The sequence below is a fragment of the Candidatus Pelagibacter sp. HIMB1506 genome, assembly GCF_052047935.1.
In the GTDB taxonomy this organism is placed as follows: Bacteria; Pseudomonadota; Alphaproteobacteria; order Pelagibacterales; family Pelagibacteraceae; genus Pelagibacter.
The window spans coordinates 1,098,128-1,123,143 of the sequence record NZ_JBNAIS010000001.1 but is presented as its reverse complement, the minus strand read 5'-3'; the positions used below and the strand labels follow the sequence as shown (position 1 = coordinate 1,123,143).

At 28.2% G+C, this 25,016-nt stretch carries 30 protein-coding genes; 18 read left to right on the top strand and 12 right to left on the bottom strand.

The window, feature by feature from the left end; all coding sequences use genetic code 11:
• Positions 1-29: 29 nt before the first annotated feature.
• Both ACTTA8_RS06035 and ACTTA8_RS06030 read left to right on the top strand, forming a co-directional pair.
• Complete coding sequence (locus ACTTA8_RS06035; RefSeq protein ID WP_440654925.1) at positions 30-911, top strand: DMT family transporter; 882 nt, start codon at positions 30-32, stop codon at positions 909-911.
• Entirely contained in the window at positions 904-1,539 is a 636-nt protein-coding gene (locus ACTTA8_RS06030) for a DNA-3-methyladenine glycosylase family protein (protein ID WP_440654924.1), read from the top strand. The genes ACTTA8_RS06035 and ACTTA8_RS06030 overlap by 8 nt, the downstream gene beginning before the upstream one ends.
• Here the strand turns inward: ACTTA8_RS06030 and ACTTA8_RS06025 are convergent.
• Both ACTTA8_RS06025 and ACTTA8_RS06020 read right to left on the bottom strand, forming a co-directional pair.
• The gene (locus ACTTA8_RS06025; protein ID WP_440654923.1) at positions 1,526-1,825 is read right to left on the bottom strand and encodes a DUF1330 domain-containing protein; all 300 of its coding nucleotides are present in this window, start codon (positions 1,823-1,825) and stop codon (positions 1,526-1,528) included. The genes ACTTA8_RS06030 and ACTTA8_RS06025 overlap by 14 nt on opposite strands.
• Positions 1,826-2,713, bottom strand: a complete 888-nt coding sequence (locus ACTTA8_RS06020; RefSeq protein ID WP_440654922.1) for a hypothetical protein — start codon at positions 2,711-2,713, stop codon at positions 1,826-1,828.
• Between the two features lie 33 nt (positions 2,714-2,746).
• On the opposite strand from ACTTA8_RS06020, the gene ACTTA8_RS06015 reads away from it, so the two are divergent.
• A complete protein-coding gene (locus ACTTA8_RS06015) occupies positions 2,747-3,280 on the top strand; it encodes a phosphoribosyltransferase (RefSeq protein WP_440654920.1) in 534 nt (177 codons plus the stop codon).
• Between the two features lie 38 nt (positions 3,281-3,318).
• On the opposite strand, the gene ACTTA8_RS06010 is transcribed toward ACTTA8_RS06015, so the two are convergent.
• Entirely contained in the window at positions 3,319-4,629 is a 1,311-nt protein-coding gene (locus tag ACTTA8_RS06010) for an NCS2 family permease (protein ID WP_440654919.1), read from the bottom strand.
• A 126-nt stretch (positions 4,630-4,755) separates the two neighbouring features.
• On the opposite strand from ACTTA8_RS06010, the gene ACTTA8_RS06005 reads away from it, so the two are divergent.
• On the top strand, positions 4,756-5,061 hold the full coding sequence (locus tag ACTTA8_RS06005) for a hypothetical protein (protein WP_440654918.1): 306 nt from the start codon (positions 4,756-4,758) through the stop codon (positions 5,059-5,061).
• A gap of 41 nt (positions 5,062-5,102) precedes the next feature.
• Here the strand turns inward: ACTTA8_RS06005 and ACTTA8_RS06000 are convergent, their stop codons facing one another.
• Together ACTTA8_RS06000 and ACTTA8_RS05995 are read right to left on the bottom strand one after the other, a co-directional pair.
• Positions 5,103-5,549, bottom strand: coding sequence for an Hsp20 family protein (locus tag ACTTA8_RS06000; RefSeq protein ID WP_440654916.1), 447 nt, complete (start codon positions 5,547-5,549; stop codon positions 5,103-5,105).
• Positions 5,550-5,651: 102 nt separating this feature from the next.
• Entirely contained in the window at positions 5,652-7,727 is a 2,076-nt protein-coding gene (locus tag ACTTA8_RS05995; protein ID WP_440654914.1) for a S9 family peptidase, read from the bottom strand.
• 16 nt (positions 7,728-7,743) lie between these two features.
• On the opposite strand from ACTTA8_RS05995, the gene ACTTA8_RS05990 reads away from it, so the two are divergent.
• Positions 7,744-8,244 (top strand): J domain-containing protein, encoded by a 501-nt coding sequence (locus tag ACTTA8_RS05990; RefSeq protein WP_440654913.1) that lies wholly within the window; start codon positions 7,744-7,746, stop codon positions 8,242-8,244.
• On the opposite strand, the gene ACTTA8_RS05985 is transcribed toward ACTTA8_RS05990, so the two are convergent.
• A complete protein-coding gene (locus tag ACTTA8_RS05985) occupies positions 8,241-9,206 on the bottom strand; it encodes a glycosyltransferase family 9 protein (RefSeq protein WP_440654911.1) in 966 nt (321 codons plus the stop codon). The two genes, ACTTA8_RS05990 and ACTTA8_RS05985, sit on opposite strands and share 4 nt — an antisense overlap.
• Before the next feature lie 50 nt (positions 9,207-9,256).
• On the opposite strand from ACTTA8_RS05985, the gene ACTTA8_RS05980 reads away from it, so the two are divergent.
• From ACTTA8_RS05980 to ACTTA8_RS05965, 4 genes are read left to right on the top strand one after another with little or no spacing between them, the layout of a single operon-like run.
• Positions 9,257-10,141, top strand: a complete 885-nt coding sequence (locus ACTTA8_RS05980; protein ID WP_440654910.1) for a dihydrodipicolinate synthase family protein — start codon at positions 9,257-9,259, stop codon at positions 10,139-10,141.
• Between the two features lies 1 nt (position 10,142).
• Positions 10,143-11,333, top strand: coding sequence for a class I SAM-dependent methyltransferase (locus tag ACTTA8_RS05975; protein ID WP_440654908.1), 1,191 nt, complete (start codon positions 10,143-10,145; stop codon positions 11,331-11,333).
• 27 nt (positions 11,334-11,360) lie between these two features.
• Positions 11,361-12,566, top strand: a complete 1,206-nt coding sequence (locus ACTTA8_RS05970; RefSeq protein ID WP_440654907.1) for a hypothetical protein — start codon at positions 11,361-11,363, stop codon at positions 12,564-12,566.
• A 30-nt stretch (positions 12,567-12,596) separates the two neighbouring features.
• Positions 12,597-12,890 (top strand): hypothetical protein, encoded by a 294-nt coding sequence (locus tag ACTTA8_RS05965; protein WP_075506452.1) that lies wholly within the window; start codon positions 12,597-12,599, stop codon positions 12,888-12,890.
• Here ACTTA8_RS05965 and ACTTA8_RS05960 read toward each other — a convergent pair.
• Positions 12,887-13,234, bottom strand: a complete 348-nt coding sequence (locus tag ACTTA8_RS05960) for a DCC1-like thiol-disulfide oxidoreductase family protein (RefSeq protein WP_440654906.1) — start codon at positions 13,232-13,234, stop codon at positions 12,887-12,889. The genes ACTTA8_RS05965 and ACTTA8_RS05960 overlap by 4 nt on opposite strands.
• Positions 13,235-13,321: 87 nt before the next feature.
• On the opposite strand from ACTTA8_RS05960, the gene tldD reads away from it, so the two are divergent.
• From tldD to ACTTA8_RS05945, 3 genes are read left to right on the top strand one after another with little or no spacing between them, the layout of a single operon-like run.
• Positions 13,322-14,734, top strand: coding sequence for a metalloprotease TldD (gene tldD, locus ACTTA8_RS05955; RefSeq protein WP_440654904.1), 1,413 nt, complete (start codon positions 13,322-13,324; stop codon positions 14,732-14,734).
• Positions 14,735-14,737: 3 nt separating this feature from the next.
• Positions 14,738-16,054 carry a TldD/PmbA family protein gene (locus tag ACTTA8_RS05950; protein ID WP_440654902.1) on the top strand — a complete coding sequence of 439 codons (1,317 nt, stop codon included), beginning with the start codon at positions 14,738-14,740 and terminating at the stop codon, positions 16,052-16,054.
• Positions 16,051-17,022: an NAD(P)-binding protein gene (locus tag ACTTA8_RS05945; protein WP_440654900.1), complete on the top strand. Its 972-nt coding sequence runs from the start codon at positions 16,051-16,053 to the stop codon at positions 17,020-17,022. The genes ACTTA8_RS05950 and ACTTA8_RS05945 overlap by 4 nt, the downstream gene beginning before the upstream one ends.
• Positions 17,023-17,024: 2 nt before the next feature.
• On the opposite strand, the gene ACTTA8_RS05940 is transcribed toward ACTTA8_RS05945, so the two are convergent.
• The gene (locus ACTTA8_RS05940) at positions 17,025-17,705 is read right to left on the bottom strand and encodes a DUF6134 family protein (RefSeq protein ID WP_440654898.1); all 681 of its coding nucleotides are present in this window, start codon (positions 17,703-17,705) and stop codon (positions 17,025-17,027) included.
• A gap of 44 nt (positions 17,706-17,749) precedes the next feature.
• Here ACTTA8_RS05940 and yczE point away from each other — a divergent pair, with 44 nt between their 5' ends.
• Positions 17,750-18,397 (top strand): membrane protein YczE, encoded by a 648-nt coding sequence (gene yczE, locus ACTTA8_RS05935; protein WP_440654897.1) that lies wholly within the window; start codon positions 17,750-17,752, stop codon positions 18,395-18,397.
• Here yczE and typA read toward each other — a convergent pair.
• Both typA and ACTTA8_RS05925 read right to left on the bottom strand, forming a co-directional pair.
• A complete protein-coding gene (typA, locus tag ACTTA8_RS05930) occupies positions 18,394-20,220 on the bottom strand; it encodes a translational GTPase TypA (protein WP_440654895.1) in 1,827 nt (608 codons plus the stop codon). The two genes, yczE and typA, sit on opposite strands and share 4 nt — an antisense overlap.
• 404 nt (positions 20,221-20,624) lie before the next feature.
• Positions 20,625-21,164 carry a DUF2939 domain-containing protein gene (locus tag ACTTA8_RS05925; RefSeq protein ID WP_440654894.1) on the bottom strand — a complete coding sequence of 180 codons (540 nt, stop codon included), beginning with the start codon at positions 21,162-21,164 and terminating at the stop codon, positions 20,625-20,627.
• A gap of 67 nt (positions 21,165-21,231) precedes the next feature.
• Here ACTTA8_RS05925 and ACTTA8_RS05920 point away from each other — a divergent pair, with 67 nt between their 5' ends.
• The 5 genes from ACTTA8_RS05920 to ACTTA8_RS05900 all read left to right on the top strand — a co-directional run bounded on the left by ACTTA8_RS05920 (position 21,232) and on the right by ACTTA8_RS05900 (position 23,452).
• Positions 21,232-21,519 carry a hypothetical protein gene (locus ACTTA8_RS05920; protein WP_440654892.1) on the top strand — a complete coding sequence of 96 codons (288 nt, stop codon included), beginning with the start codon at positions 21,232-21,234 and terminating at the stop codon, positions 21,517-21,519.
• A gap of 35 nt (positions 21,520-21,554) precedes the next feature.
• Positions 21,555-21,743, top strand: a complete 189-nt coding sequence (locus ACTTA8_RS05915) for a hypothetical protein (protein ID WP_440654890.1) — start codon at positions 21,555-21,557, stop codon at positions 21,741-21,743.
• A 28-nt stretch (positions 21,744-21,771) separates the two neighbouring features.
• Positions 21,772-22,296, top strand: coding sequence for a hypothetical protein (locus tag ACTTA8_RS05910; protein WP_440654888.1), 525 nt, complete (start codon positions 21,772-21,774; stop codon positions 22,294-22,296).
• Positions 22,297-22,345: 49 nt separating this feature from the next.
• Positions 22,346-23,014, top strand: a complete 669-nt coding sequence (locus ACTTA8_RS05905; RefSeq protein ID WP_440654886.1) for a hypothetical protein — start codon at positions 22,346-22,348, stop codon at positions 23,012-23,014.
• A gap of 81 nt (positions 23,015-23,095) precedes the next feature.
• A complete protein-coding gene (locus tag ACTTA8_RS05900) occupies positions 23,096-23,452 on the top strand; it encodes a hypothetical protein (RefSeq protein WP_440654884.1) in 357 nt (118 codons plus the stop codon).
• 8 nt (positions 23,453-23,460) lie between these two features.
• On the opposite strand, the gene ACTTA8_RS05895 is transcribed toward ACTTA8_RS05900, so the two are convergent.
• Positions 23,461-24,669 (bottom strand): tyrosine-type recombinase/integrase, encoded by a 1,209-nt coding sequence (locus ACTTA8_RS05895; protein ID WP_440654882.1) that lies wholly within the window; start codon positions 24,667-24,669, stop codon positions 23,461-23,463.
• 80 nt (positions 24,670-24,749) lie between these two features.
• Entirely contained in the window at positions 24,750-24,980 is a 231-nt protein-coding gene (locus ACTTA8_RS05890; protein ID WP_440654880.1) for a hypothetical protein, read from the bottom strand.
• Positions 24,981-25,016 lie beyond the last annotated feature (36 nt).

The window sequence follows — 25,016 nt, the reverse complement described above, 5'->3', positions numbered from 1 at the left end:
AAATACCTTAATTAATCTAAGTTAATCACATGTTGTCAAAAAATCAATTGGGCTTTTTTTATATGTTTATATCTGTGTGCGCTTTCTCGCTAATGGATTTAATTGTTAAATGGTCTGATGATTATCCAGTTGGGCAAGTTTTGTTTTTTAGAGGCTTTTGTGGAATTATCCCAATTTTATTCCTTATCCCTAAAGATCGGTATTTTGATTTCTATAAAACAACGCGACCTGTGCTTCATTTTAAAAGATGCTTAGCGGGACTTATAGCTTTAGTTTCTATATTTGTTGCACTTAGAAATTTACCTTTGGCAACTGTTGTAAGTATTTCCTTTGCCGCACCTATTTTTATTACAATTTTTTCAATTTTTTTATTAAATGAAAAAGTTGGTTTATATAGATGGATGGCAGTGCTAGTTGGATTTTTAGGAATAATATTTATTACTGAGCCAGGATTTAGTGCTTTAAATTTGTATTATATTTACCCAATTATTTTTTGTTTAGGTCTTTCCTATGTAGCAATTGCTATTAGAAAATTATCTACAACTGAACCACCATGGTTAATAAGTTTTTTCTTTTCATTTTCTATTATGCTTTTAAGTTTTCTGTCGTTTTATCAGGGCTGGATATTACCTAGTTTAATCGACCTATTTTTATTGTCTATGATCGGAATTCTTGGAGGACTTGCTAATTTGTGGTTATCACAGTCTTATAAATATTCAGAGGTAAGTTTAGTTTCCCCATTAAAATATCTGGGATTAGTCTTTGCAATTATTTTTGGATATTTCATCTGGAATGAAATTCCGACTGCAAAAACTTTGTTAGGATCTTTATTAGTTATTGTTTCATCTATAATTATATTCAGAAGAGAAATGTATTTGAAAAAAAAATTATCTGTTTCACGTCATGAGTAAAACTCCTTTATACTGGAATAAGGCCAAAAGATATTTATCAAAAAAGGATAAAACCATGTCTTCTTTGATTAAAAAATACAAGTCACCATCAGAAACTGTTCTTACATCTAGGAAAGATGTTTTCTTTTCTCTTTGTAAAAGTATTATTGGCCAACAAATTAGTGTAGCTGCTGCTAACGCAGTTTTTCTAAAGTTTAAAAAAAAATGTAAAAACAAGATTAATGCAAAAACAGTGAATAAATTATCAAGCTCTCAATTAAAGAGCTGTGGATTAAGCAGACAAAAAGTTGAGGGTATTAAAAGTTTAGCAAAACAAGTATTAAACAAAACATTTAATCCTAAAGTTATTCCAGGTATGTTTGATGAAGAAGCAATTGTATACTTGTCTCAACTTAGACAAATAGGAAGATGGTCTGCTGAAATGATTTTATTATTTACTTACAATCGTCCTGATATATGGCCTGTACAAGACATAGGACTACTAAGAGCTATATCAAAAAATTATAATAAAAAATATCTTCCACCAGAAAGTTATGTAAACTTATTGCAAAAAAGATTTTCCCCATATTGCTCAGTAGCCACATGGTATCTTTGGAGAAGTATAGATCCTGAACCTATTCAGTATTAAATCCTCGTACAACCTGCAAATGTCTTACAGTTGTATCTTTTGCTAGACTCCAACCTGCTTGATAATCTTTTGAATTATGACACTCTATAGCTTTTTCATAGCTTGGAAACTCCCAAATAACAGTCCTCACAAAATTGTCCCCTTCAAAGGTTTTATGTTCTCCACCTCTCACTAGCGGAATACCACCAAAACTTTTAATGATTGGAGTAACCGTTTCTGCGTATTTTTTTAGATTGTCTTTATTATTTACTTCTAAGTATAAGCTTATCCAGTAACCTTTTTCCATTTAGTCTATCCATTTTTTATATTTATTTAAATTATTAATCAAAAATTTTGGTAAATTTTTTAAAGGGTATTTTTCTAATTTTTTACCCCCTAACTTATTTTGTCTTTTGTCAGCACCTAAGTCATAAATTGCAACTTTGTTCTCTATAATTTTATTAATTTTTTTTGTTGTTAATATCTTGTTATCAAATTCTGTGTGATGTAAATATGATTTAAGTTTATATTTAATTTCATCAGCTGTTTTAATATTTGTAAAATGCCATCCTCCATTTTTAATTATTTTGCAATTTATATATTTTTTTTCAGAAAAAATTGTATCTAGTCTATATAAAGGATATTTTCGGTCTTTTATATTTCTTAACCATTGAGGATTTTTAAGATATTTTTTTTTACAAGCTTTAGTACCAGTCCAAATAAAGTTAGGTAATTTTAAATTAAATTTATAATAAAGCATATCTTGTTGAAAAAAAATTATCTTTTGACTCAAATTATTAAAATTTATAGTTTCTAGATTTGGAATTTCATCTACATCAGAAATTAGAATAATATCCTCTTTGCTAGCTCTTTCCAAACCTTTTGTAATAAAATTTCTTTGTTCATTTTCTCTGTAAACAGCGTTCATTATTAATTTTTTTGATTTTTCTTTTTCAGTATCATTCTTATTTATAATTTCTACTTTTGAAGGAACTTGATCATGAATAATGTAAATTATTTTATCTTTGAATTTATCGAATTTTTTTTTATCAAATTTTAATTCTCTTTTTTCACCTTTGTGATTATAAATACTTTCGACAATTATGAAGTAATCAATATATTTGCTTAAAATATTTAATCTTAAATCAAGTATCATCTCTTCATCAAAATACATAAAACAATCAAATATTTTCATAATGCTTTTTTAATCTTTTTAATTTTTTTTTATATGATAAAAAAAATTATGGCAGATAAATTGATAATAACCTTTGATGAATATACAAAAATTGTTGAGAAATTAGCAATAGAAGTCCATAAAAATTACAAACCAACTGTATTAGTTGGTATTATGAGAGGTGCAGCGCCTATTTTAGATATTCTCTCAAGAATATTAAAACTACCTATTGCATACATTGTTATTCAAAGTTATTCAGGTGAAGGAATTGAAGATAAGCAAGGTGAACTTATGTTTGCAAGGGAAATAAGCTCATTAGCTAATAACGAGGATTTTAGTAAAGTTTTATTGATCGATGATCTTTCTGATACTGGTTTAACTTTAAATAAAAGTATTGAGTGGTTAAAAAATTATCCTCAAACAAGAGATTTTATAGAAGAAGTTAAAACTGCTTGTCTTTGGAAAAAAAAATCATCAACTTTCGAACCAGATTTCTGTCCTGTAAGACTAGACTCTGACCCTTGGATTGTTCAGCCAACTGAACATTATGAAGAATTATCTATTGAAGAATTAATTAAAAGAAATTAGTTAACAGGGCTGGTAAACCAGCCCTGTTAAAATCTTATTTAACTTACAGCAAAACTTACAACACTAAGTATTGCAACTACCCATATTGCTGGAGAAGTGCTTGAAAACTTTCCAGTAAATATTTTAATTAATGCGTAAGAGACAAATGCTAGAGCAATTCCATTACTTATACTGTATGTTAATGGCATTGCTATCATTGCAAGTATTGCAGGAGCAGACTCAGAAATATCGTTCCACTCAATATCTGTAATATTTCTTACAAAAAGAACAGACACAAAAAGTAGAGCTGCACCATCAATTTGTTTAGGTAAACTAGTTGCTAAAGGAGCAAAAAAGATACACGCTAAAAACAAAATACCTATAACAAGAGATGTCATCCCTGTTTTACCGCCTGCTTTTACACCAGCACCAGACTCAACATAACTTGTTACAGTGGTAGTTCCCATCATTGCACCTGCAACTGTTCCAACACTGTCAGATAACATTGCTTTATTGATATCTTGAACTTTTCCATCTTTACCAACTTTACCTGCAACGTTTGCAACAGAAGTTAAAGTTCCAGCCGTATCAAAGAAGTCGATAAATAATAAAGTAAAGATTACTGTAGACATACCAGCAGTCATTGCAGCAGACAGATCAAACTCAAAAAGATATGTCATTGGAGGAGGTGAGCTAGCTAAACCATTAAATTTAGCAAGGCCAGCAGCCCAAGCAATGATACTAAATACCAATATTCCTATGATGATGTTACCTTTTACATTCATTTTTTCTAAAACAATGATGGCAATAAAAGTTGCACATCCTAAAAGAACTAATGGATCTCCAAGATTACCTAATTTAACTAAAGTTACAGGATCATCTACGACTACCTCCATAATTTGCAATCCAATGATTGCTAAAAATAATCCTATACCTGCACCAATTCCTAATTTTAAACTTTTTGGAATTGAGTTAATGAGCCATGCTCTAATTGGTGTTAAAGATATTATTAAGAATAATACACCAGCAACTAATACTGCACCAAGTGCTTCTTGAGGTGAGTATCCCATACCTGCACATACACCGAATGCAACGAATGCGTTAATACCCATTCCGGGTGCAAGTCCTATTGGCCATGTCTTTCCATAAAAAGCCATAATAAAACATGCTAAAGCTGTGGCTAAAATCGTGGCTGTATATACTGCGCCGAAATCAAAGAAACCTTTTTCTGGTCCGGCGAATTCACCCGATAAGATAAATGGATTTAAAAACATTATATAAGCCATCGTTAAGAACGTAGTAGTTCCCGCTATGACTTCAGTTTTAAAATCTGTTTTGTGTTTTTTATAATTAAAATAATTATCAAGCATTTGTCCTCCTAATGTCAGATAATTATTTGATTCTGTTGAATAATACTTTGAATAAGTCACTTTTATTCACAAAATTCAACTCACAAGTTTATATTTATGCCATATTTGTAATGATAGTGTTATTATATGAAAAATTTGAGAATTTTATTCATTACATTTTTTATCTTCTTATTTGTTTCAGGGTGTCAAACAGTAAAGCAAAAAACTGATGCCGCTATTGAAAAAGAAAACAAAAAGTTGAGCGAATTTATTGGTCAATCAGCTAGTAAATTACAAATGGAACTTGGAAAACCTGATGAAGATTTTGAAAATGAAAAAGGTAATTTTATCTTTGTCTACAACACTAAGAAGTATGGGTTTCCATGTGAAAGAAGATTTGAAATAGATCCAGATAAAATTGTAATTGGATTTGCTTCTAACGGATGTTTTTAGAATTTACCTGCGAGGATAAATCCTCGCAAGTAAGGGTAAACTTATTTAATTTCTATAAGTTTTTTCTTTTTATGTTCTGGAATAATTCTTTCACAAGATATTGTTAAAAGACCATCTTTAAGTTCAGCACCATTTACTTTAACATCATCAGCAATAGTGAATGATCTTGCAAATTGTCTTTGAGAAATACCTTTATGAATTATTTCTCCATTAACTTTATTGTTTTCAGATATATTAACTTGTTTTGTTCTTACAGTTAATAAATTATCTTCAAACTCAACCTCAACATCATTTTTATTAAAACCAGCTAATGCAACTTCAATTGCATAATTATCCTTACCAGTTTTTCTGATATTGTATGGGGGGTAGTTTGATTGCATTGTCAAACCGCCATTACCCAACATACTTTCGAATTGCTCAAACATATCGTCAAAGCCAATTGAAAAAGGTCTTAGTGAGTTAAATATAGATAGATCCTTACTTGTCATAATATCCTCCTTTTTTTAAGCAAGTTTATTTTGTGTATGCCCCATAAGGCGACATACATTACCTATGTAGGTATGATGAAAAAAATTTCAATATATGAAAAATTAAATTTTTTCTGAAATTTTTAATGCAAAGGCGTAGTCGAGTGCAATTTCTTCTATTGCCCCATCTCTACCAGATTTACCTCCATGACCCGCATTCATTTCTGTTTTAAGGAGCAACAAATTATTATCAGTTTTATAGTCTCTAAGTTTAGCTGTAAATTTTGCAGGTTCATCAAACAAAACCCTGTTATCACTTAAACTAGTTGTTATTAGCATATGAGGATAATCCATTTTTTTTATATTATTATATGGAGCATATGAGAAAATATAATCAAAGTGCTCTTTTTTCTCTTTAGCATTACCAAATTCATCAAATTCACCAACCGTAAGTGGTAAAGAGTGATCGAGATTTGTTGTTAATGAGTCCACAAAAGGAACAGCCATAATTATACCTAAAAATAATTCTGGAGCTTGATTAACAACAGCTCCCATTAATAAACCACCAGCAGATCCACCCATACCGATTATTTTTCCTTTTGAAGTATAGTTATTTTCAATCAAATATTTTGCAGCATAAATATAATCTTCAAATGTATTTTTTTTATTAGTTAACTTTCCTTCTTTCCACCATTTCATTCCTTTTTCCATTCCACCTCTAATATGCGCAGTAGCCCAAATAATATCTCTATTTATTAAGCTCAGTCTTGTTGAGGAAAAACCTGGACTCATCGAACTACCATACGATCCGTATCCGTATAGTAACAAATTTGCTGTTCCGTCTATTTTTGTATTTTTGTGTCTTGTAATCGTAAGTGGTACCATTCTTCCATCATGAGATTTAAACTCTATTCTCTCAACTATATAATCATCTGTATTATGGCCTGAGGGTATTTCTTGTTCTTTTACAAGTGTTTTAGATTTAGTTTTTAAATTATATTTGTAAACCCTTGAAGGTGTTTTGGGTGAAGAGTATGAAACGTAAACCTCATCTGTGTCTCTATTTCTTTGTGTTAATGAAATACCAGGAACACATACTTTTTCGTCAGAAAAAATTAATTCCTCTTCGTTGTTTGTTAAAGCGTCAATAACAAACAGTTTATCCAAGGCTTCTGATGTTTCGGATCTAATTATCCAGTCATTTAAAAATGTAAGTCCACCAATTAAAACTTCTTTTTTTGCAGGAATAAATGTCTCCCAATTCTGATTTTCTAAAGTTTCTGAAATATCTATTTTAAAATCCTCCGCATCTTTATTTGTATGATTGTAAAATTTTCCATTCCATGAATTTACAGAGTAAAGAATTCCCTTTTCGCGTTTAATTATTAATTTTGGATTTGGTTTTACTTCATTCACATGAAAGTAATATTGCTCCGAAGTATTGTGATCTGAAGTATTTATGAAATAATATTTCTCATCAGAACTTAACCCAATACTAACAGTGAAAGCTTCACTTTTTTCATCGAAGATTAATTCATCTTCACTTTCAAAATCTCCAATTTTATGTCTATAAATTTTTCTAGCTCTATGATTTTCATCTAACTTTGAATAAAAAAGATACTTATCATCCAAGCTGAAAATTATACTTCCTGATGTTTCTTTTATTTCTTTTGAAATTATTTTTTTATTTTTAATATTTCTTACATAAATTGTATAATACTCTGAACCTTTGGTATCTAGTGAGTACCCAAGATATTCATCATTATTACTAACTTCTAAATCTCCAACACCGAAATATTCAACATTTAATTTTTCTTTTTCTTTATCTCCATTCCAAATTTCTTCAATTTCTGATGAACCAATTTTTTTTCTTAATTTTATAGAGTAATTTCCTTTGGCAGTAGTCTTTATCCAATACTCATATGAATGATCTTTAAAAGATAAGCTTTCATCGTCTAATTTTATTCTACCTTTAATTTCATCAAATAATACTTTTTGAGCATTTTTAGTATTTTTTAGATGATACTCAGTATATCTATTTTCATCTTCTAAATATTCTTTTACCTCTGGAAGAAGCTTAGTTTTGTCTTGCAAGACCTCCAAAATATTTTCTTGATGTATCCAGCTATAGTTATCTTCCCACTCTATATTGTGACAAGATTTTAGCTCTGGTTTTTTTTTTAGATATGGTACTTTCATTTTTAACTGGAAATATATGAATTTTATAATTTATACATTATTAATTGTAATTGGTTTATATTTTTTATTAAGACTTTTTACTCAAGTTGAGTCAAAAAAAATATCAAAAGGTTTAAGAGTATTCTTATTCATAGTTTTAATCATCTTTGCAGTTTTGTTTGCAATTGGAGGTAAATTTTTACTTACTTTACCATTTACTCTCGCGAGTCTTGCTCTTTTAAAATTGAAAGGTATGTCAATTTTTCAGTTAATTTCGTTGTACAGATTAATACAAACTTTAAGAAATTCAGGGAGATTTTCATTTAATAACACTGCATCAAATTTAAATACAATGTCTACTGAAGAAGCGTATCGTATACTTAATTTAAATCCTTCAAAAAGTTTAACTAAAGAGGATGTAAATAAAGCTTACATTAAAATACAAAAAAAAATTCATCCAGATATTTCACCTGAGACTTCTAGGTTGTCTACATTAGTAAATGAAGCTAAAGAAATAGTATTAAATGATATTAGTTAAGGAATGATTGAATTTAATTTATCAAGTATTTTTTGAGGATTAATTTTATCTTTTCCTAAAGTTCCGTGAGTTACTTCATTAACATCATCAGGTAATATAGGATGCATTTTAGAACTGTAATTTCCATACATCAGGGGAGTATCTGCCATTAAAGTTATCGTTTCTACGCCAAGCGCTGAAGAAAGATGACTGAAGCTTGAATCATTACATATCGATACATCACAATTTTTAATAATCGGCAAACATTCATTTATAGATAAATTATCTAAAGATTGACAATTTTCTTTAAGGTCTGAAATTTTAATTTCATTTAAAATTTTTTGTTCTTCATCGTTTTTACCAGTTGCTAAAAAAAATTTACATTTTTTTTGCTTAGAAATTTTCTTCATTACTTTTAAATAAGTTTTAGCTGGAATCCTTTTCGTTGGTCCAGATCCACCTATACCAAGAAGTATATTAAGATCATTTTTAGAAAAATTATATTTTTTAGCAGCTTCTAAAACACTTGATTCATCAATTTGAATTTTTGGATTATTTTTTACTTGGATACCAAGTGAATCAAAAATTAATTTACTAGAAGCCTCTACCATATTTTGTCCTTTTTTCTGAAACATAGGAAACTGATAAATTTTTTTAATACCAGATAATTTTGCAATTAATTTGAAACGAAGCGAAGAGTTAAAAATGAAAATCTTATTAAAATTATATTTCTTTAATTCACTTGCTAATCTCAAACTTCCAAAAAATCCGTTATGTTCTAAGTTTTTAAATTTATTATTTTTCTTTAAAATGATTATTTCATCAATGTAGTTTGTTTGATTTAAATACTCTTTGCACTTCGAGCTTTCTTGAACAAGTAAACTTACAGGAGTATTAAATTCGTTAGATATCGCCTCTATAAAAGGTAAAAATATAATACTATCACCAATTCCCATTCTGTTCTGAACTGCTAAAATTTTCATATTTTTATTTATAAACTTTACTAATTATAATTTTTATATAAATTTTTAATATGAGTAAAATAAATGGAGTTTATGCCGCTACCTTGTCATTATTAAATGAAGATCTTACTCTTAATGTTGACAAAACGATAGAACATGTAGAATTGACTATTGATAATGGCTGTCATGGAGTTGCAATATTTGGAAGTACTGGCCAAGCTCAATTAATTTCTGTTGCAGAAAAAATCAATTTTCTAAATAAATTATCAACAAATAAATATAAAGATAAATGTATTATTGGAACTGGATTGAACTCATTAGGTGAAATAATAAATGTAATGAGAGTTTCCATATCATTAAATTTTGAAAAATTTCTGATTATGCCACCAGCATTTTATAAATATAATGACGAGGACGTATTTAAATTTTACTCTAAAATAGTAGAGTCTGTGCCACAAGCTCAAATTATTTTATATAATTTTGAAAAACTTTCTGGATATAAATTCAGTATTGAGTGTGTAGAAAAGCTTGTTAAAAATTTTCCAGACCAAATAGTTGGGGTTAAAGATAGTTCATATAATCTTTTTGAAAATTTAAAATTAGATAATTTTTCAGTTATGCCAGGTTCTGAGTCTAAATTATTGAAGGGACTAGAGTTAGGTTGCTCAGGAATAATCACTGCTACATGCAACGCAACATCCCTAATGGCAAGGAAAGTATATGATGATTTTAAAAATGGAAAAGATCAAGAAATAAATACTAAACTTTGTGATGTGAGAGGTACGTTTGAAAAATATAATTTAATTTCTGGTTTACATACTTTTTTTAAGCATAAAGATAGTATTTATGAAAATTTGCTTCCTCCTTTGAGAATTCTTAATAAAGAGGAAGAATTTGATCTTTTAAATAAATTAGAGAAATTAGATTTTTCGTTTAAATCATCTATGGCAGCTTAATATGCAATTAGCAAGGTTCTTAAATAGTGTTTTTAAGAAAGATGGTTTTATCCTAGTTGATGCAAATTCTAAAAGTTATATAATTGGAAATCCCGAGAATGAAAATCCTATAAAAGTTAAAATATTAAATAAAAAACTTCATTATAAACTTTTATTTCATCCCGATCTATATTTTGGAGAAGCTTATACCGATGGAGAAATAGTTATTGAGAACGGTAGTCTTACAGAATTTTTAGATTTGTCTTTGATGAATTTTGGTAGAGGAGATTTAAACTTTTTTAGTTACTTAATTAATAGATTGAGAGGATCATACAGATATCTAACAAATTTTAATTTTATCAAAAAATCTAAAATGAATGTTACACATCATTATGATATCAAAGATGATCTTTATGATTTATTTTTAGATCCTAAAAGACAATATTCATGTGCCTATTTTAAAAATGAAAATGATACTTTAGAAACTGCTCAGAATAATAAAATTCAGCATATAATTAAAAAATTAAATATAAAGCCAAACCAAAAAGTCCTTGATATTGGATGTGGGTGGGGATCTTTAGCAGTTGATATTGCAAAGTCAGCTAATTGTGAAGTAACTGGAATCACATTATCTGAGAATCAATTTAAATATTGTAAACAAAAAGCTAAAGAACTGAATTTAGAAAATCAATTAACATTTAAATTAATTGATTATAGAGAGCTGGATGAAAAATTCGATAGAATTGTAAGTGTTGGAATGTTTGAACATGTAGGAAGAAAATTTTACAGAAAGTTTTTTGCACAAGTTGAGAAACTTCTTAAAAATGATGGAGTTTCGTTAATTCATACCATTGGATCGGTAAATCCCCCAAGAGATCCTCACCCATGGATCACAAAATATATATTTCCAGGTGGTTATACACCAAGTTTGAGTGAAGTAACTACCCCAATTGAAAAAGCTGGCTTAATCGTTGCTGATATTGAGGTACTAAGAATGCATTATTCTCATACATTAAGACATTGGAAAGAAAATTGTCTAAAAAATAAAGATAAAATTATTAACATGTTTGATGAGCGTTTTTTTAGGATGTGGGAATTTTACTTAGCAGGTTGTGAAATGGCATTTAAATGGGGAGACCAAGTTGTATATCAGTTTCAGCTTACTAAAAATTACACTTCCACACCAGTTACAAGAGACTATATTTATCAATAATTTATTGGTAAATAATAATTCCTTTTAATGAAAAAAATAAAAAAAAAACAAAATAAATCATTTAAAAAAAGCAAAAAAAAATCTCAGCTAAAATCTAAAAAAGTTAAGAAAATTTCAAAAGTTAAAAAAACAAAACCCAAGATTAACAAAAGTAATAAAAGTAATAAAATTAAAACTAAAAAAAAAAATAATTTAAGAGTTAAAACAAAAAAAATAGTTATTAAAAAAACTAAAAAAAAAAGTTTTCTATTAAAAATAATTAATTTTCAAAATTCACTTAAACCCGAATTCAAATTTAAAATAAATATTAATATAGAAAAATATATCCAAGCATTTTTTGATAAAATTTCTGAAACAATCAGCAACTATAAAGATCTTAAAAAAGAAGAGCATAGAAGAATAAAACTTGAAAAACAGGAACAAGAAAGACAGGAAAAATTAGCCATACAGCTAGAGAGGCAAAAAGAACAAGAATTAAAGTTAAAACTAAATGAACAAGTATTAAAAGAAGAAATTAGATTAGAAAAACAAAGAACAAAAGAAATTAAGTTATTCCTAAGAAAAGAGCAGGCATTATTAAGAATTGAACAAGCTGAAAAACAGAAGAAATTTTTACAACAATTAAAATTAGAAAAACAAATTGAAAAATTTAGAGTAAGGGAAGTTAAAGAATTAGAAAAATTAGAAAAAATATCATTAAAAGAAAAAAGAGAAGATTATGCAGGACTTCAACAGAGAATTGAGAAGTTAAAAGAGAAATATCGAATAATCAGAGATCAAAAAATAAGAGAAAGAGTAGAAGCTTTAGGAGTTAAAATTCAAGGTGATGAAGATAGGGAAACATTACTAAGGAAAGAAAAAGAGTATACTTTAGCAAGGCAAAAAATTGAGTTTGCTCTTGAGAGCTTTTATAGAAGTGCTAGCAGTTTAGTTTTCCAATTAAATAAAAGGCATATCACAAGACACATGTCTATTTTTCGATGTATAGATAGAAGATTTGAAACAGGTGAGATATTTGTTAAGTGGGATGAGGCTCCTGATGAAGAGTGGTTATTATTAATTTATATTAAAAATAATTCTCCTGATGAAGGTATAGTGATTGAAGATAAAACTAATCCTGAGAAAAATATCTCTCACGAATTTAAAAATAATGAAATATTTAAGGCTTCAGACACTATGGTGGACTCCTTAACTCAATTGATTGCAAGAAAAAGAGCGAAAAATAACAATTAATTATTACATTTAATTTAAGTATTATTAGTTATGCTTTATGGAATAATTGCAATGGTAATTTTGTATGTGTTCTTAAGTTATATACTTGCTTGGATCAGATACTTTAATAGTCAGGACGAAAGGTTAGGACAATCAACCTGGAGATGGAGTTATGATTATGAAGTTGATGGAGAAAGAGACATATCCGATTTAGATGACAAGAATTTTGTAAGATTAAGAAGAAAGAGAAATAAAATTATTACCCTTATGTATTCAGTAGTTTTAATTATGTTTATTCTTTCAATGTCTTTATTAAGTCAAATTTTGATATTTTTTCTTAACTAATTTTTTAATTGTTTTTTATTTTTTAAATATAAGAAATAAGCAACTATTTCATATCCATATTTAAAAATTGTAAAGATAATAGGAAGTTTGAAAAAACTATATAAGAATTTATATTTTGGTATTCTCTTCCAGACATAAAGAAAAGCCTCTGCACCTTCAATTACTTGATCGTTTTCTTTAATGTGCAATCTTCTTAAAAGTTCTTTGTCATTTTTGGAAGTTTCTTTTTCTGCTTCTTTGTTATCCGTAATATCTATCCAATCAATATCTTCAATATTTTCTTTTTTATACATATTGATTTCTGTTCTGCAAATTTTGCAAGAGTTATTAAAATAAACTTTCATAAAAAAATTATATTAACTTTAAAATTAAGCATGTAAATGCGCCAAATGATTAGTTGAAAATTAATAATAAAGTACTATTTAAACTGAGTGAGTAATTTTTTTGACAAATCAGATTTAACAAGAAAAGATGCTGATACAATAGTATCTGATACATTGCAAAATTGTGATGATGGTGAACTATATTTGGAGGACACTAAATCCGAATCTATTTTATTAGATGATAATAAAATTAAAAGCTCAAGCTATAGTTCAGATTTAGGTTTTGGATTTAGAGCAATTACAGGAGAGGTAGTTGCATATTCTCATTCTAATGAAATATCAAAAGATTCATTAAAAAAATCCTCTGAAAATTTAAAATCTACACTTAAGTCTATGAAAGGTACTTATAATCAAGATATCTCAAGATCTAATAAAAAATTTTATCAGGATATTAATCCCATAGACCAAAAAACATTAAATTCGAAATTAGAAGTATTAAATAAAGTAAATGAGTATCTAAGAAAAAAAGATCAATCTGTAAAACAAGTTACTACGAGTTTTGCAGGTGAACAAAAATCTATTGAGATTATAAGATCAGGTGGTGAGGTATTAACAGATGTCCGACCATTAATTAGATTCAATGTATCCGTAATGTTAGAAAAAAATGGAAGAAAAGAAACTGGCGTTTATGGAATAGGTGGAAGGCAATCTTATGATGAATATCTAAAAAATGACAATTGGAAAACTGTTTGTGAGGAAGCATTTAGAATTGCCTCAGTAAATTTAGATAGTAAACCTGCTCCAGCAGGAGAAATGAAAGTTGTTTTAGGACCTGGATGGCCAGCGATTTTAATACATGAAGCGATTGGTCATGGTTTGGAAGGAGATTTTAATAGAAAAAAAACTTCTGCATTTCATGATCTTATGGGCCAAAAAGTTGCCAGTGAGGGAGTTACAATTGTTGATGATGGAACAATTGATAATAGAAGAGGTAGCTTAACTATTGATGATGAGGGTACACCAACAGAAAAAACAGTATTGATTGAAAATGGGATATTAAAGAATTTTATGCAAGATAGATTAAATGCTAGATTGATGAATACCAAATCTACTGGCTCAGGGAGAAGAGAAAATTATAGACACGTTGTTTTACCAAGAATGAGAAATACAATGATGTTGAGTGGAAACCAAACTCAAGAAGAAATGATCAAATCAGTAGACAAAGGAATTTTTGCAGTAAGTTTTGGAGGAGGACAAGTTGACATTACATCTGGAAAATTTGTATTTAATTGTACTGAGGCGTATGAAATTAACAATGGAAAGATTGGTTCACCAATAAAGGGAGCTACACTAATCGGAGATGGTCCGTCAATTCTAAAAGAAGTTTCCATGGTCGGTAATGATATGATGTTGGATCCTGGTATCGGAACCTGTGGCAAGGCTGGACAAGGTGTACCAGTTGGAGTTGCTCAACCTTCAATCTTAATTGATAAAATGACTGTTGGTGGAACGAAACTTTAAATTATGGTTAAGGATCAAGAATATCTAAGATCAAAAGCATCATTTTGCTTAGATTTAGCTAAGAAGTTAGGTGCAACTGGATCAAGTGTAACAGTAGGTCATTCAATTTCTGAAACTGTAAATTTTAGAAATAATACTTTAGACGAGTCTAATAGATCAGATGGATTAGCAATAAGTATAGAGACTTATTTGGGAAAAAAAAGATCATCGATTTCTTCATCAAACTTATTAGATGATAACATTAAAACATTAATAGAAAAATGTTTTGAAACAACTAAAAATACACCTGAAGATGAATTTAATTCTCTACCAGATAAAGATCTTTTAGCTAAAGAAATAAAAAATTTAAATTTATATGATGAGACACACTTCGATAATGAAAAAAAAATTGAATATTTAAAAGAACTTGAGAGCGCTGCATCTTCAGAAGAAAAAATCATAAATACAGAGTCTAGTTTTACTGAAAATAAATCTAACTTTATTTTAGCAAATAGTGATGGATTTTGTAATGGATACAAATCATCTTCATTTAGTGCATCTTGTGTTACTGTTGCTAAAGATGAAAATAGCATGGAAAGAGATTATGAATTTACAAGCAAACGTTATTTATCAGACATTAAGGGTGCAAAAGAACTTGGTCAAAAAGCTTCTGAACAAACCATAAGAAAGTTAAGCCCAAATAAAATTGGAAGTGAAAAAATAAGTATTATATTTGATAAAAGAATTGCAAAAGGAATGTTGGGAGCTTTTGCTGGAGCCATATCGTCATCTGCAATTTCTAGAGGAACATCTTTTCTTAAGGACAAAATCAATGAACAGATATTTACAGAAACAATAAATGTTATTGATAAACCCGATATAAACAAAGGTGTTGGGTCTCAATTTTTTGATTCAGAGGGAGTAAAATCAGATACTTTAAATCTTGTACAAAATGGTATTTTAAAAAATTATCTAGTTGATACTTACAATGGAAAAAAACTAAATTTAAAATCAAATGGAAGATCTGGTGGTACAACAAATTTATATTTCGATAATGGGAAGATTAGTTTTGAAGATTTATTAAAAAGTAATTCAAAACATATTTATGTAACCGAAACAATAGGCCATGGAAGTAATTTGGTTACAGGAGATTATTCAGTGGGTGCAACAGGCTTCCTAATTGAAAATGGCGAATTTAAATTTCCAGTAAATGAAATAACAATTGCGGGAAATTTCAAAGATATGTTTAAAAATATAACTTTAGCCAGTGATTTAGATTTTGAATATTCCATTAACTCACCAACTATGATGATAGAAGGAATGACAGTTGCAGGTAAATGAGCACTTACTGTGTAATTGGATCTGGAATATCTGGTGCTACAATTTCAAATCTATTAAATAAAAAACACTCTGTAGACCTCTATGACAAAGCAAGAGGTCCTGGCGGGAGATCGTCATTTAAAAGGTTAGATAAAAAGATAGGCTTTGATCATGGTGTTCAATATATTTCTCCTAAGACTATTGAGTTTAAAAAATTCACAACAAAACTCATAGCAAAAAAAATATTAAAAAATTGGAAGGGCCAGCATATTTTTCAAAATAAAAAGATAAAAGAAAATAAAAACCATCAAAAAATAATTGGCAGACAAGGTAATAACGATATTAGCAAGTATTTATTAAAAAAAATTAATTGTAATTTTAAAAAAGAATTAAAAAAAATTGATTTCAACAAAAACAAATGGAAACTTACCTTTTCTGATGGCGATAATAAATTTTATGATAATCTAATTTTAACTTGTCCACATCCTCAATTACTTAAATTAGCAAAAAAATTTATTAATCATTCATTTATTAAAAAAAAATTAAAAATGGATGCAAATATTACTGTCATGATAAAAATGAAAAAAACAAAAAAAAATATAAGTAGTTTTTTGTTTGATGATCAAATTTTAGGTTGGGCTGCTAGAGAAAACAGCAAGTTAAGATTTAAAAGTATTTATGAATTTTGGACACTTCAAAGTACAGCAATATGGGCAAATAAAAAAATTTTGAAAAATAAAGAAAATAAAGATTTAAATTCAAAAATATTAATTAATAAATTTTTTGATCTTACTGGTATTAAAAAAAGCAAAATCTTTTTTTCTTTAAATCATGGATGGATGTATTCATCAAATTCAAAACCTTTAAAAATTAAAAGTTATTGGAATTCAAAAATTAATTTAGGAGTTTGTGCTGATTGGTTTGTTGGACCTAGGCTAGAAGCGGGATGGATAAGTGCTAATGACCTTTTTAGGAAAATAAACAGATAAAATTACTCAATATTTTTAATTCTATACTCCCAACTTCCCATTCTTTCATAGGTAACTTTAACTATCACTGAAGTTTTTTTATCAAGCCATATATTAAAATTTAATCTTTTATCTTCTGGAAGTGTCATATCTTTAGAAGTGAGTTTAAAATGATCAGTATCAAATTCCTTCCCATTGATTGAGATTTTTTCTTTACCGATAAATGTAACCAGTTGTTCTTTTATACTTCCAGAAATAGGGCTAATTTGGCTCTCTGCTTGTAACAATTTATGGCTCCACCAATTTCCAATTGTATTTTTCAAAGAAGCTTCACCAGAAAAAGAAGATCCTTGAATATCAAATTTATTAGTTTGATTATTTAATATCAAATTTACAAATTTTTCTTTTTTATTCTGACGTGTTTTAGATTTAAAGGAAATTAAATTATCTCCAAAATATTTTTCTTCTCCAAAACCTTCTACTTCAAAAATAGTTGCTCCAAGTAGTTTTACTGTAAATTTATATTTATTATTTACAGTTGTTTCATTGTCTTTCCTAGAGAAAGAATAATTATTATATCCTATAACTTCATTATTTCTTAAGATTTCAAGTTCAATTTTTTTGAAGTTATTATAATGACCAACATGTGCGTTTAAGTTAAAAGTAAATAAAAAAAATATAATAATAGTGTAAAATTTTTTCATGATAATAATATAAATAAAAATTAAACTAAAAGTATCAATATTTAATGTTCCTATCTATAAAAAATATTCCAAAAGTAAATTGGAGCTCAAACGAAAGTTTGAACTTCAAGCCAAAATTTTCAACATCATTTTTTTTAATTTTTGGTTTAACAATTTTTGGTTTGGGAGAAGGTTTGTTAATTTTATCAACAACTGGAAACTCACCCTGGTCAGTATTAGCTGAAGGAATTTCACTCAACTCCAGTTTATCCATTGGAGCAGCAACTTTTTTTGTAAGTGTAGGAGTACTTTTTTTATGGATTTTTTTAAAACAAAAACCAGGTCTTGGAACAATATTTAATATCATCGTAATTGCTGCTATGATTGATTTCACTCTAAATTATTTTCAACCACCTTCATCTCTTTTTACAAAATACTTATTAGCAATTCTTTCAGTAATTTTAGTAGGACTTGGTAGTGGTATTTATTTAGTAGCTAATCTTGGTCCAGGTCCACGAGATGGTTTGATGACAGGACTAACAAAAACAACAAATTTACCTATAGCCTTGGTAAGAGCTTTTTTAGAAATTACTGTTGTAATTATTGGTTGGTATTTAGGTGGGACCGTTGGAGTGGGCACACTTATATTTGCTTTTGGAATTGGCCCTTGTGTAGCTTTAGGATTATTTTTAGTTGGAAAAATATTCAACTAAGCTGCAGCGCTAGTTTTCTCACTTCTTTTTCTTTTATGAGGATCAAGAATTGCTTTTCTCAATCTACAAGACTCAGGTGTAATTTCTAATGCTTCATCACTGTTAAGCATACTTAGTTGTTCAGCTATTGACATTTTTCTAACAGGAGTAAGAACGACGTTTTCATCTGTTCCTTGTGTTCTCATATTTGTTAATTTTTTTCCTTTCATGACATTTATAATCATGTCACCTGGTTTTGGAGATAATCCAACAATCATACCTGGATAAACAGGATCATTATGAGTAACAAACATTTCTCCTCTCGCTTGAAGATTAAAGATTGCAAAAGCTACTGCTTTTCCTTGTTCCATTGCAATCAATGCACCATTTCTTCTACCTTCCATTTCACCTTCAAAAGGACCGTAGTCATGGAAAATTCTATTAATTACACCTTCACCTTTAGTAAGCGTTAGAAATCTACTTGTGTATCCCATCAAACCTCTCGTAGGTGCATGAAATATCAATCTTTTCTTATTTGTACCGGTATCTTTTAGTTCAATTAATTTACCTTTTCTTCTATTCATTGAGTCGATTACTTTTGAAGAGTGTTCTTCATCTAAATCCATAGTAATTTCTTCAATTGGTTCAAGTTTGTTTCCTTGATCATCAGTCTTATACAAAACTTTTGGTGGACTCACTGTCATTTCAAAACCTTCTCTTCTCATTTGAGTAAGAAGTATTTCCAACATTAATTCACCTCGTCCACTTACGACGAATGAATCTTTTCCATCATTTTCTGAAAAAGTAATTCCTACATTGTTTTGTGCTTCTTGAACTAATCTTTCTCTAATTTGAGTACTTGTAAGTTTTTTACCTTCTGTACCTGCTAATGGAGAAGTATTAACAGTTATTGTAATCGACATTGTTGGAGGATCAATCGGAGTCGCTGGTATAGGATCATTAACTTCCAAATTACAAATTGTATCAGCAACATTTGCTTTTTCTAATCCTGCTACAACGACAATATCTCCTGCTTCTCCAACATCAATTGGAACTTTTTTTGTTCCTTCATATCTAAAAATCTTTGTTAATTTTCCTTCATCAACTTTTTCACCATTTAAATTAATAGCTTTGATTGGTTGGTTTGCTTTTGCTGTACCTTGTGTAATTCTACCTACTAGACTTCTACCTAAAAAACTGTCTGAATAAAGCAATGTTGATAACATTGCAAAAGGTTTGGTTTTATCTAATTCAGCTGGTTTAACGTGCTCCACAATTAAGTCTAATAAAGGATTTAAATTTTCTCTTGGCCCATCTACCTCATGATCAGCCCATCCAGATCTTCCACTTGCATATAAAACAGGAAAATCTAATTGTTCTTCATTTGCATCTAAACTTACAAATAAATCAAAAGTTTCATCTAAGACCTCATTAGCTCTTTGATCTGCTTTATCTAATTTATTAATAACTACAATTGGTTTTAAACCTTGTTTTAATGCTTTCGATAAAACAAATTTTGTTTGAGGCATAACTCCTTCTGCAGAGTCAATTAATAAAAGAGCTCCATCAGCCATGCTCAAAACTCTTTCAACTTCTGCTGCAAAATCTCTGTGGCCAGGTGTATCAATAATATTTATTCTTGAATCATTCCAGTTAATAGATGCAGGTTTTGCAAGAATTGTAATTCCTCTTTCTTTTTCTAGTTCCCCAGAGTCCATTAATCTTTCATCAACAACTTCATTTTCTCTAAATGATCCACTTTGTTTCATTAAATTATCAATCAAAGTAGTTTTGCCATGGTCGACATGGGCTATGATTGTGATGTTTCTTATGTTGTTGCTCATAAATTGTGGCTCTTATACATATTTAATTTGATATTAAAACTTAAAAAAACTCATGACTGGCTTGATTAATTTAAATAACTTGTGATTAATTAGACTTTTTTTGTTTATCTTTTTTAAGTTTCCTTTTTTCTTTAAAACTTAATTTGGGTTTCTTTTTTGCACTGGAATCCTTAAATGATTTTCCGCTGTATCTTTTTGACATAATTTAAATTTGCATAAAAAAAAGGCCATCATGTGATGGCCTTTTAAATTTTAGTTTTAGAGTAGTGGGATTACATTCTCATTCACTGATTGAATAACTATTGAATTACATAGATTTTTCAAATTGTTCATTACTTTGTTCATTACTCTAAAGGTCATTTTCAAAAGGAACTAAAAAGGAACTCAAAAGATAGGTCATTTAATTACTTTAGATCTCCCAGTAAGTTTTCAGGAAACTCAATTTGAGTAATTTTCCAAGTCAGACCTTTTCTATTAAAAAAAACAGGAAACTCTTGTCCCTCATTTTCATAAGTAATGTAAAAAGAACTTAAACCATTAAAGTCCATTATGGTAAACCCTCCTATTAACGTGAGAAATGTAGGTTCTGGTATTTCATCTTTTTTTTCACTCTTTTCTATCAACATACTTAACCCCTCTGGATTAAGATAAGTATCCACCATAGTCTCTACAAATTTACCAGCTAAACCAGTTAATAATACCCCAAGTTCTCCTAGATCTTTAAGTTCTTCACTCTTTTGAGTTTCTTTGAGTAATTGAATATTAATATAATTTTTAAAGTTTTCTCTTAACTCATTCCACTCCACGTAATCTTTGATAAGTTTTTTATCATTATAGTAAATTCCTTTATGAAACTGATGAAATGAATAGAGCGCTGTAAAGAAGTATAAAAATATAATTACGATTGGACTTATAATTAAAGTAAGTTTTAGTTTTTTATTCATAAAATTAAGAAGATAATTTTATCAAATCATTTTAATTAAGATATAGTTGAGTATAATTATTTAATTAGTGAAAAAACTTTTAATAATATTGATTATTTTATCTTCTTGTTCCACTCCTCAATCAAGATCTAATGAATACTATGAAACAGTTATAGGTCATATTGTTCAAACAGCTCTATCAGGGGAATGTAATTCAAAATGTATTAATTCAATTGTAAGTAATGATTTAAAATATGCCACTTATTCACAATCGATGTATGTACTAGATCAAGTAAGTAAGAAATTGCCCAATGTATTTAAAGGTGTAAAAAGAGAACTTTCTATTAAAATTGAGGAGAAATATAAAAAATATTAATTTACAAATACTATTTTTATAATTATGTCTTTATTATGAGTGATAAGAATCTACATCCAATTCCGAAAAGATCTAACATTGAGATTGTTCCTGGAAGTATAAAAAAGGTTGGTATTGGAAAATGGACATTCAAATGGAAAGAAGCTGGTAGTAGTGTAACTAATAATAAAACTATAAATACATCGGTTAAAAGTGATAATAATTTCGAATTCAAATGGGTTTAAATTAAATTGTTAATTATTATAATTAAATATGCCAAAACCTAAAAAAAAAATTAAAAGTTTTAATACGAGTGAATTAAAAAAAAATATTTTAGGTGACTGGATTTCTATTTTAAATTTCCCTTTAATTATATTTTTTTATTATTTGTGGTTCAATCAAGATAAAGTAACCGACGACACAAGTGATTTTATTTATGTGGCATTGATATTACCTGCCGCTTTAGGTTTATTTTGTGTGTTCAAGTATTCTAAAGAATACAAATTTTCTAAATTTGGACCCTCATTTTGGATTATTTTATTTGGTTTTATTTGGTGGACATTTCTTGGAGACAGTTATAATCATATGAAAAATCTGGGCAAAGCTCATCTAACACTTTTTGGCGAAACAATTCTTCATGATGTTATTTTTTATGGATCATTATTAACAGGTTTTATTATTAATCTTTCTAAAATTAAAAATTTTTTTAGAGCTATATCTTATACATTTGGACAGATACCCTTCATATTTATTGCTCTATTTTTTGTCAAAGCCGGATTAAACGCAATTAAAAAGTAGTATTTACTAATTAAATTTATAAAATAATTAAATAAAAGATAAATTATTTATGTTTAAAATTACTTTAACAGCATTATTCATTTTTTTTACATCATTAAACTACCTAAGCGCCCAGGACACAAATAATACAAGTGAAGAGTGTAGTACTCAAAAATTTGAAAATTTTTTAAATTGTGATTTTGAAACTTTGTACGAAAAATGTGGTGATAGACAAAGCGATATGATTACAGAAAGAAATTTTACCAAACAATCAGCTAATAATTTTGTAGGTGATAATTTAAGATGTTATACAAATTCATTTGATCCTATTTTTGGCATGAATTATGGAGTAGAAGTAATGTATAAGTGGGATCTAAAAAAACATAAGAATAAATCTGACAGACTTCGAGAAGCCATAAAAAATAAAGAAAAAATTAATATGGTTATGATTAGATTTCGTCGCCCAACTGAACAACAGATGGGTCAATTATACGACTATTTATTAAAAAATAAGAAAAGCAGTGGAGCTATAAATAGTATTTCCGAAGTAAAAGAAAAAAAGAAAAACTTTGCCTTATACTCTTTTGATGCGACCAAAACATTTCTTCTTATGACACCAGACTATCATGGTACTGGTGTATATTATTATTTAGCTTATGTTGGTTCTGATTTTGTTACGGATATTATTAATTCTTTTCTAGAAATTGATGAGGTAAAAACTGGAGAAGATAAATTATAGTAAACTTACAATAAAAGAGTATTTTATTAATTTATCGTGAAGAAATCGTAAATTTAATTAATAAGAGGAGAAAATGAAAATATGAATAAATTTGGAAAAGTTTTTGGTATTTTAGCTTTAATAATTTCAATAATTTCGGTTTTTTTTCCAGGTGGAGCTTTAATAGCAACACTTCTTGGAGCACCTTTAATAATCTTTTCATGGAAAGATGGAGCAATTTTTGGATATGTGGCAGGTGGTCTAAATATAATTAATATAATTTTTTTATCACCAACCGTATGGATGGCAATGGGTGTAGCGGAGGCATCTGGAGAAGGTGGAGCACTTTCATTGGGAATTTTTTACGTTATGGTTCAAGTCTTAGCTATGGCTATAATGGGATTTATTACGTGGAAGTCTAACAAAAAAGTTAGAACAAAATCAAAGAGTAAAAAATAAATCTAATATTATTTAATTACTTTAAATTTTTTAGGTATTCTTTTGTGTAATTGAATTAACGCCTCATCAGTATTTCCAAGATAGACACTCATTATCATTCTTGGACTTGTATTCATCAATTTTGATATGTCTTCAATTGAAGTTCCTTTTTTCCATTGTTCTGTGGCGTATGTATGTCTAATGGCGTAAAGAGGTCTAGTTCCACCTTTGTAATAATAAAGATTCAAATCTTTCGAAAATCTTGAAAAGGTTTTACCTGTCTTGTTCTTTAATGTTTTTCTATCTTTGATAAATGGAAAAAGTAAATAGTCATCATCTTTCAAATTCTGATGTCTGTTTATGATTTCTGAAAAGATATATTTTGTAAAAAAGTCATTGGCGATTGGGTAGTGAATTGGTTTTGTTTTAGTATTTCTGACGGTAAATTTAAGGATATCTGTTTCTGGATTATCTTTATCTTTTATAAACTCATAATCTTTTCTTTTTAAATTTAATGGTTCTAATCCTGGTCTAAATCCAGCGCTTCTTAATAAGTTAAAATAATCTTTACACTCTAGGAAAAAAATATCTTTTGTTTTTTCATACTCTTTCTTACATCTGTTGTTGATTAAATTAAGTTCTGAATTTTCGTATGGTTCTCTTGGAGTATTTATTACTTGTTGAGTTGGTGTATCAGGAACATAATCAATCTTACCTCTATCTTTCGCTCTTTTAAACATTTGAGTAATAACAGAAAAATATTTGTTAATTGTGTTTCCACTTTTACCTTCCTCTTGTAGTGAAGATAAAATTTCATCATCAATTATTTGTTCAATTGTTTCTATGTCGTTGTAATCAACATCTTCAAAAAAAGGTTTTAGATATTTCCATTTTGATTTATCTCTTTCACCTTGTTCATTATTTTTTAAGTGAGTCTTGTGTTTGTATTTTCTAACTTTAAAATTTAAATAAGGTTGGGCGATATCTAAATCAAAATTCTTTTCTTCTTTGGTAGTAGTATCTTTATTAACTGAAAACCACATTTTAAATTCTGTATTCGCTTTTGATATCGCTTCATTTATGTTTTTAGTTTTTAAACTAATTTCTTTATAACCAGATTTGTAATGAACTTTACCAACATAGAATCTACAGAAGTAAGTATTCTTATTTTTATATTTGTAGATAGATATTTTTAATCTCGGTATTTTCTTTAATGTAGTTTTATCAATAACACCCATAATTGTTTTCCTATTTGAATAATCTTAAATGGACTTTTGAGGTAATCAAATGGATTACCTCTACTCGTTAGTGAACACTTTTAGATTTTTAACAATTCGTAATTGTTGTCAATTTTCATATGTTTTACGTCTTTTACAAAACGGTCAATCATAGAAATTGAATTTAAATAATACATTTGAAGTTTTTGTGTGTCATTACCACAAGTACGAATATATGCTTTTAAATATCTTTCACTTAAATTTTCTAATTTGGAAATTAGATGTTCTTTGTCTCTCATAATTGACTTTTCTATTTCTAACTTTGTATTCATAGTTTTTTACCTTTCTTTGTTAAGTTTAACTATGAG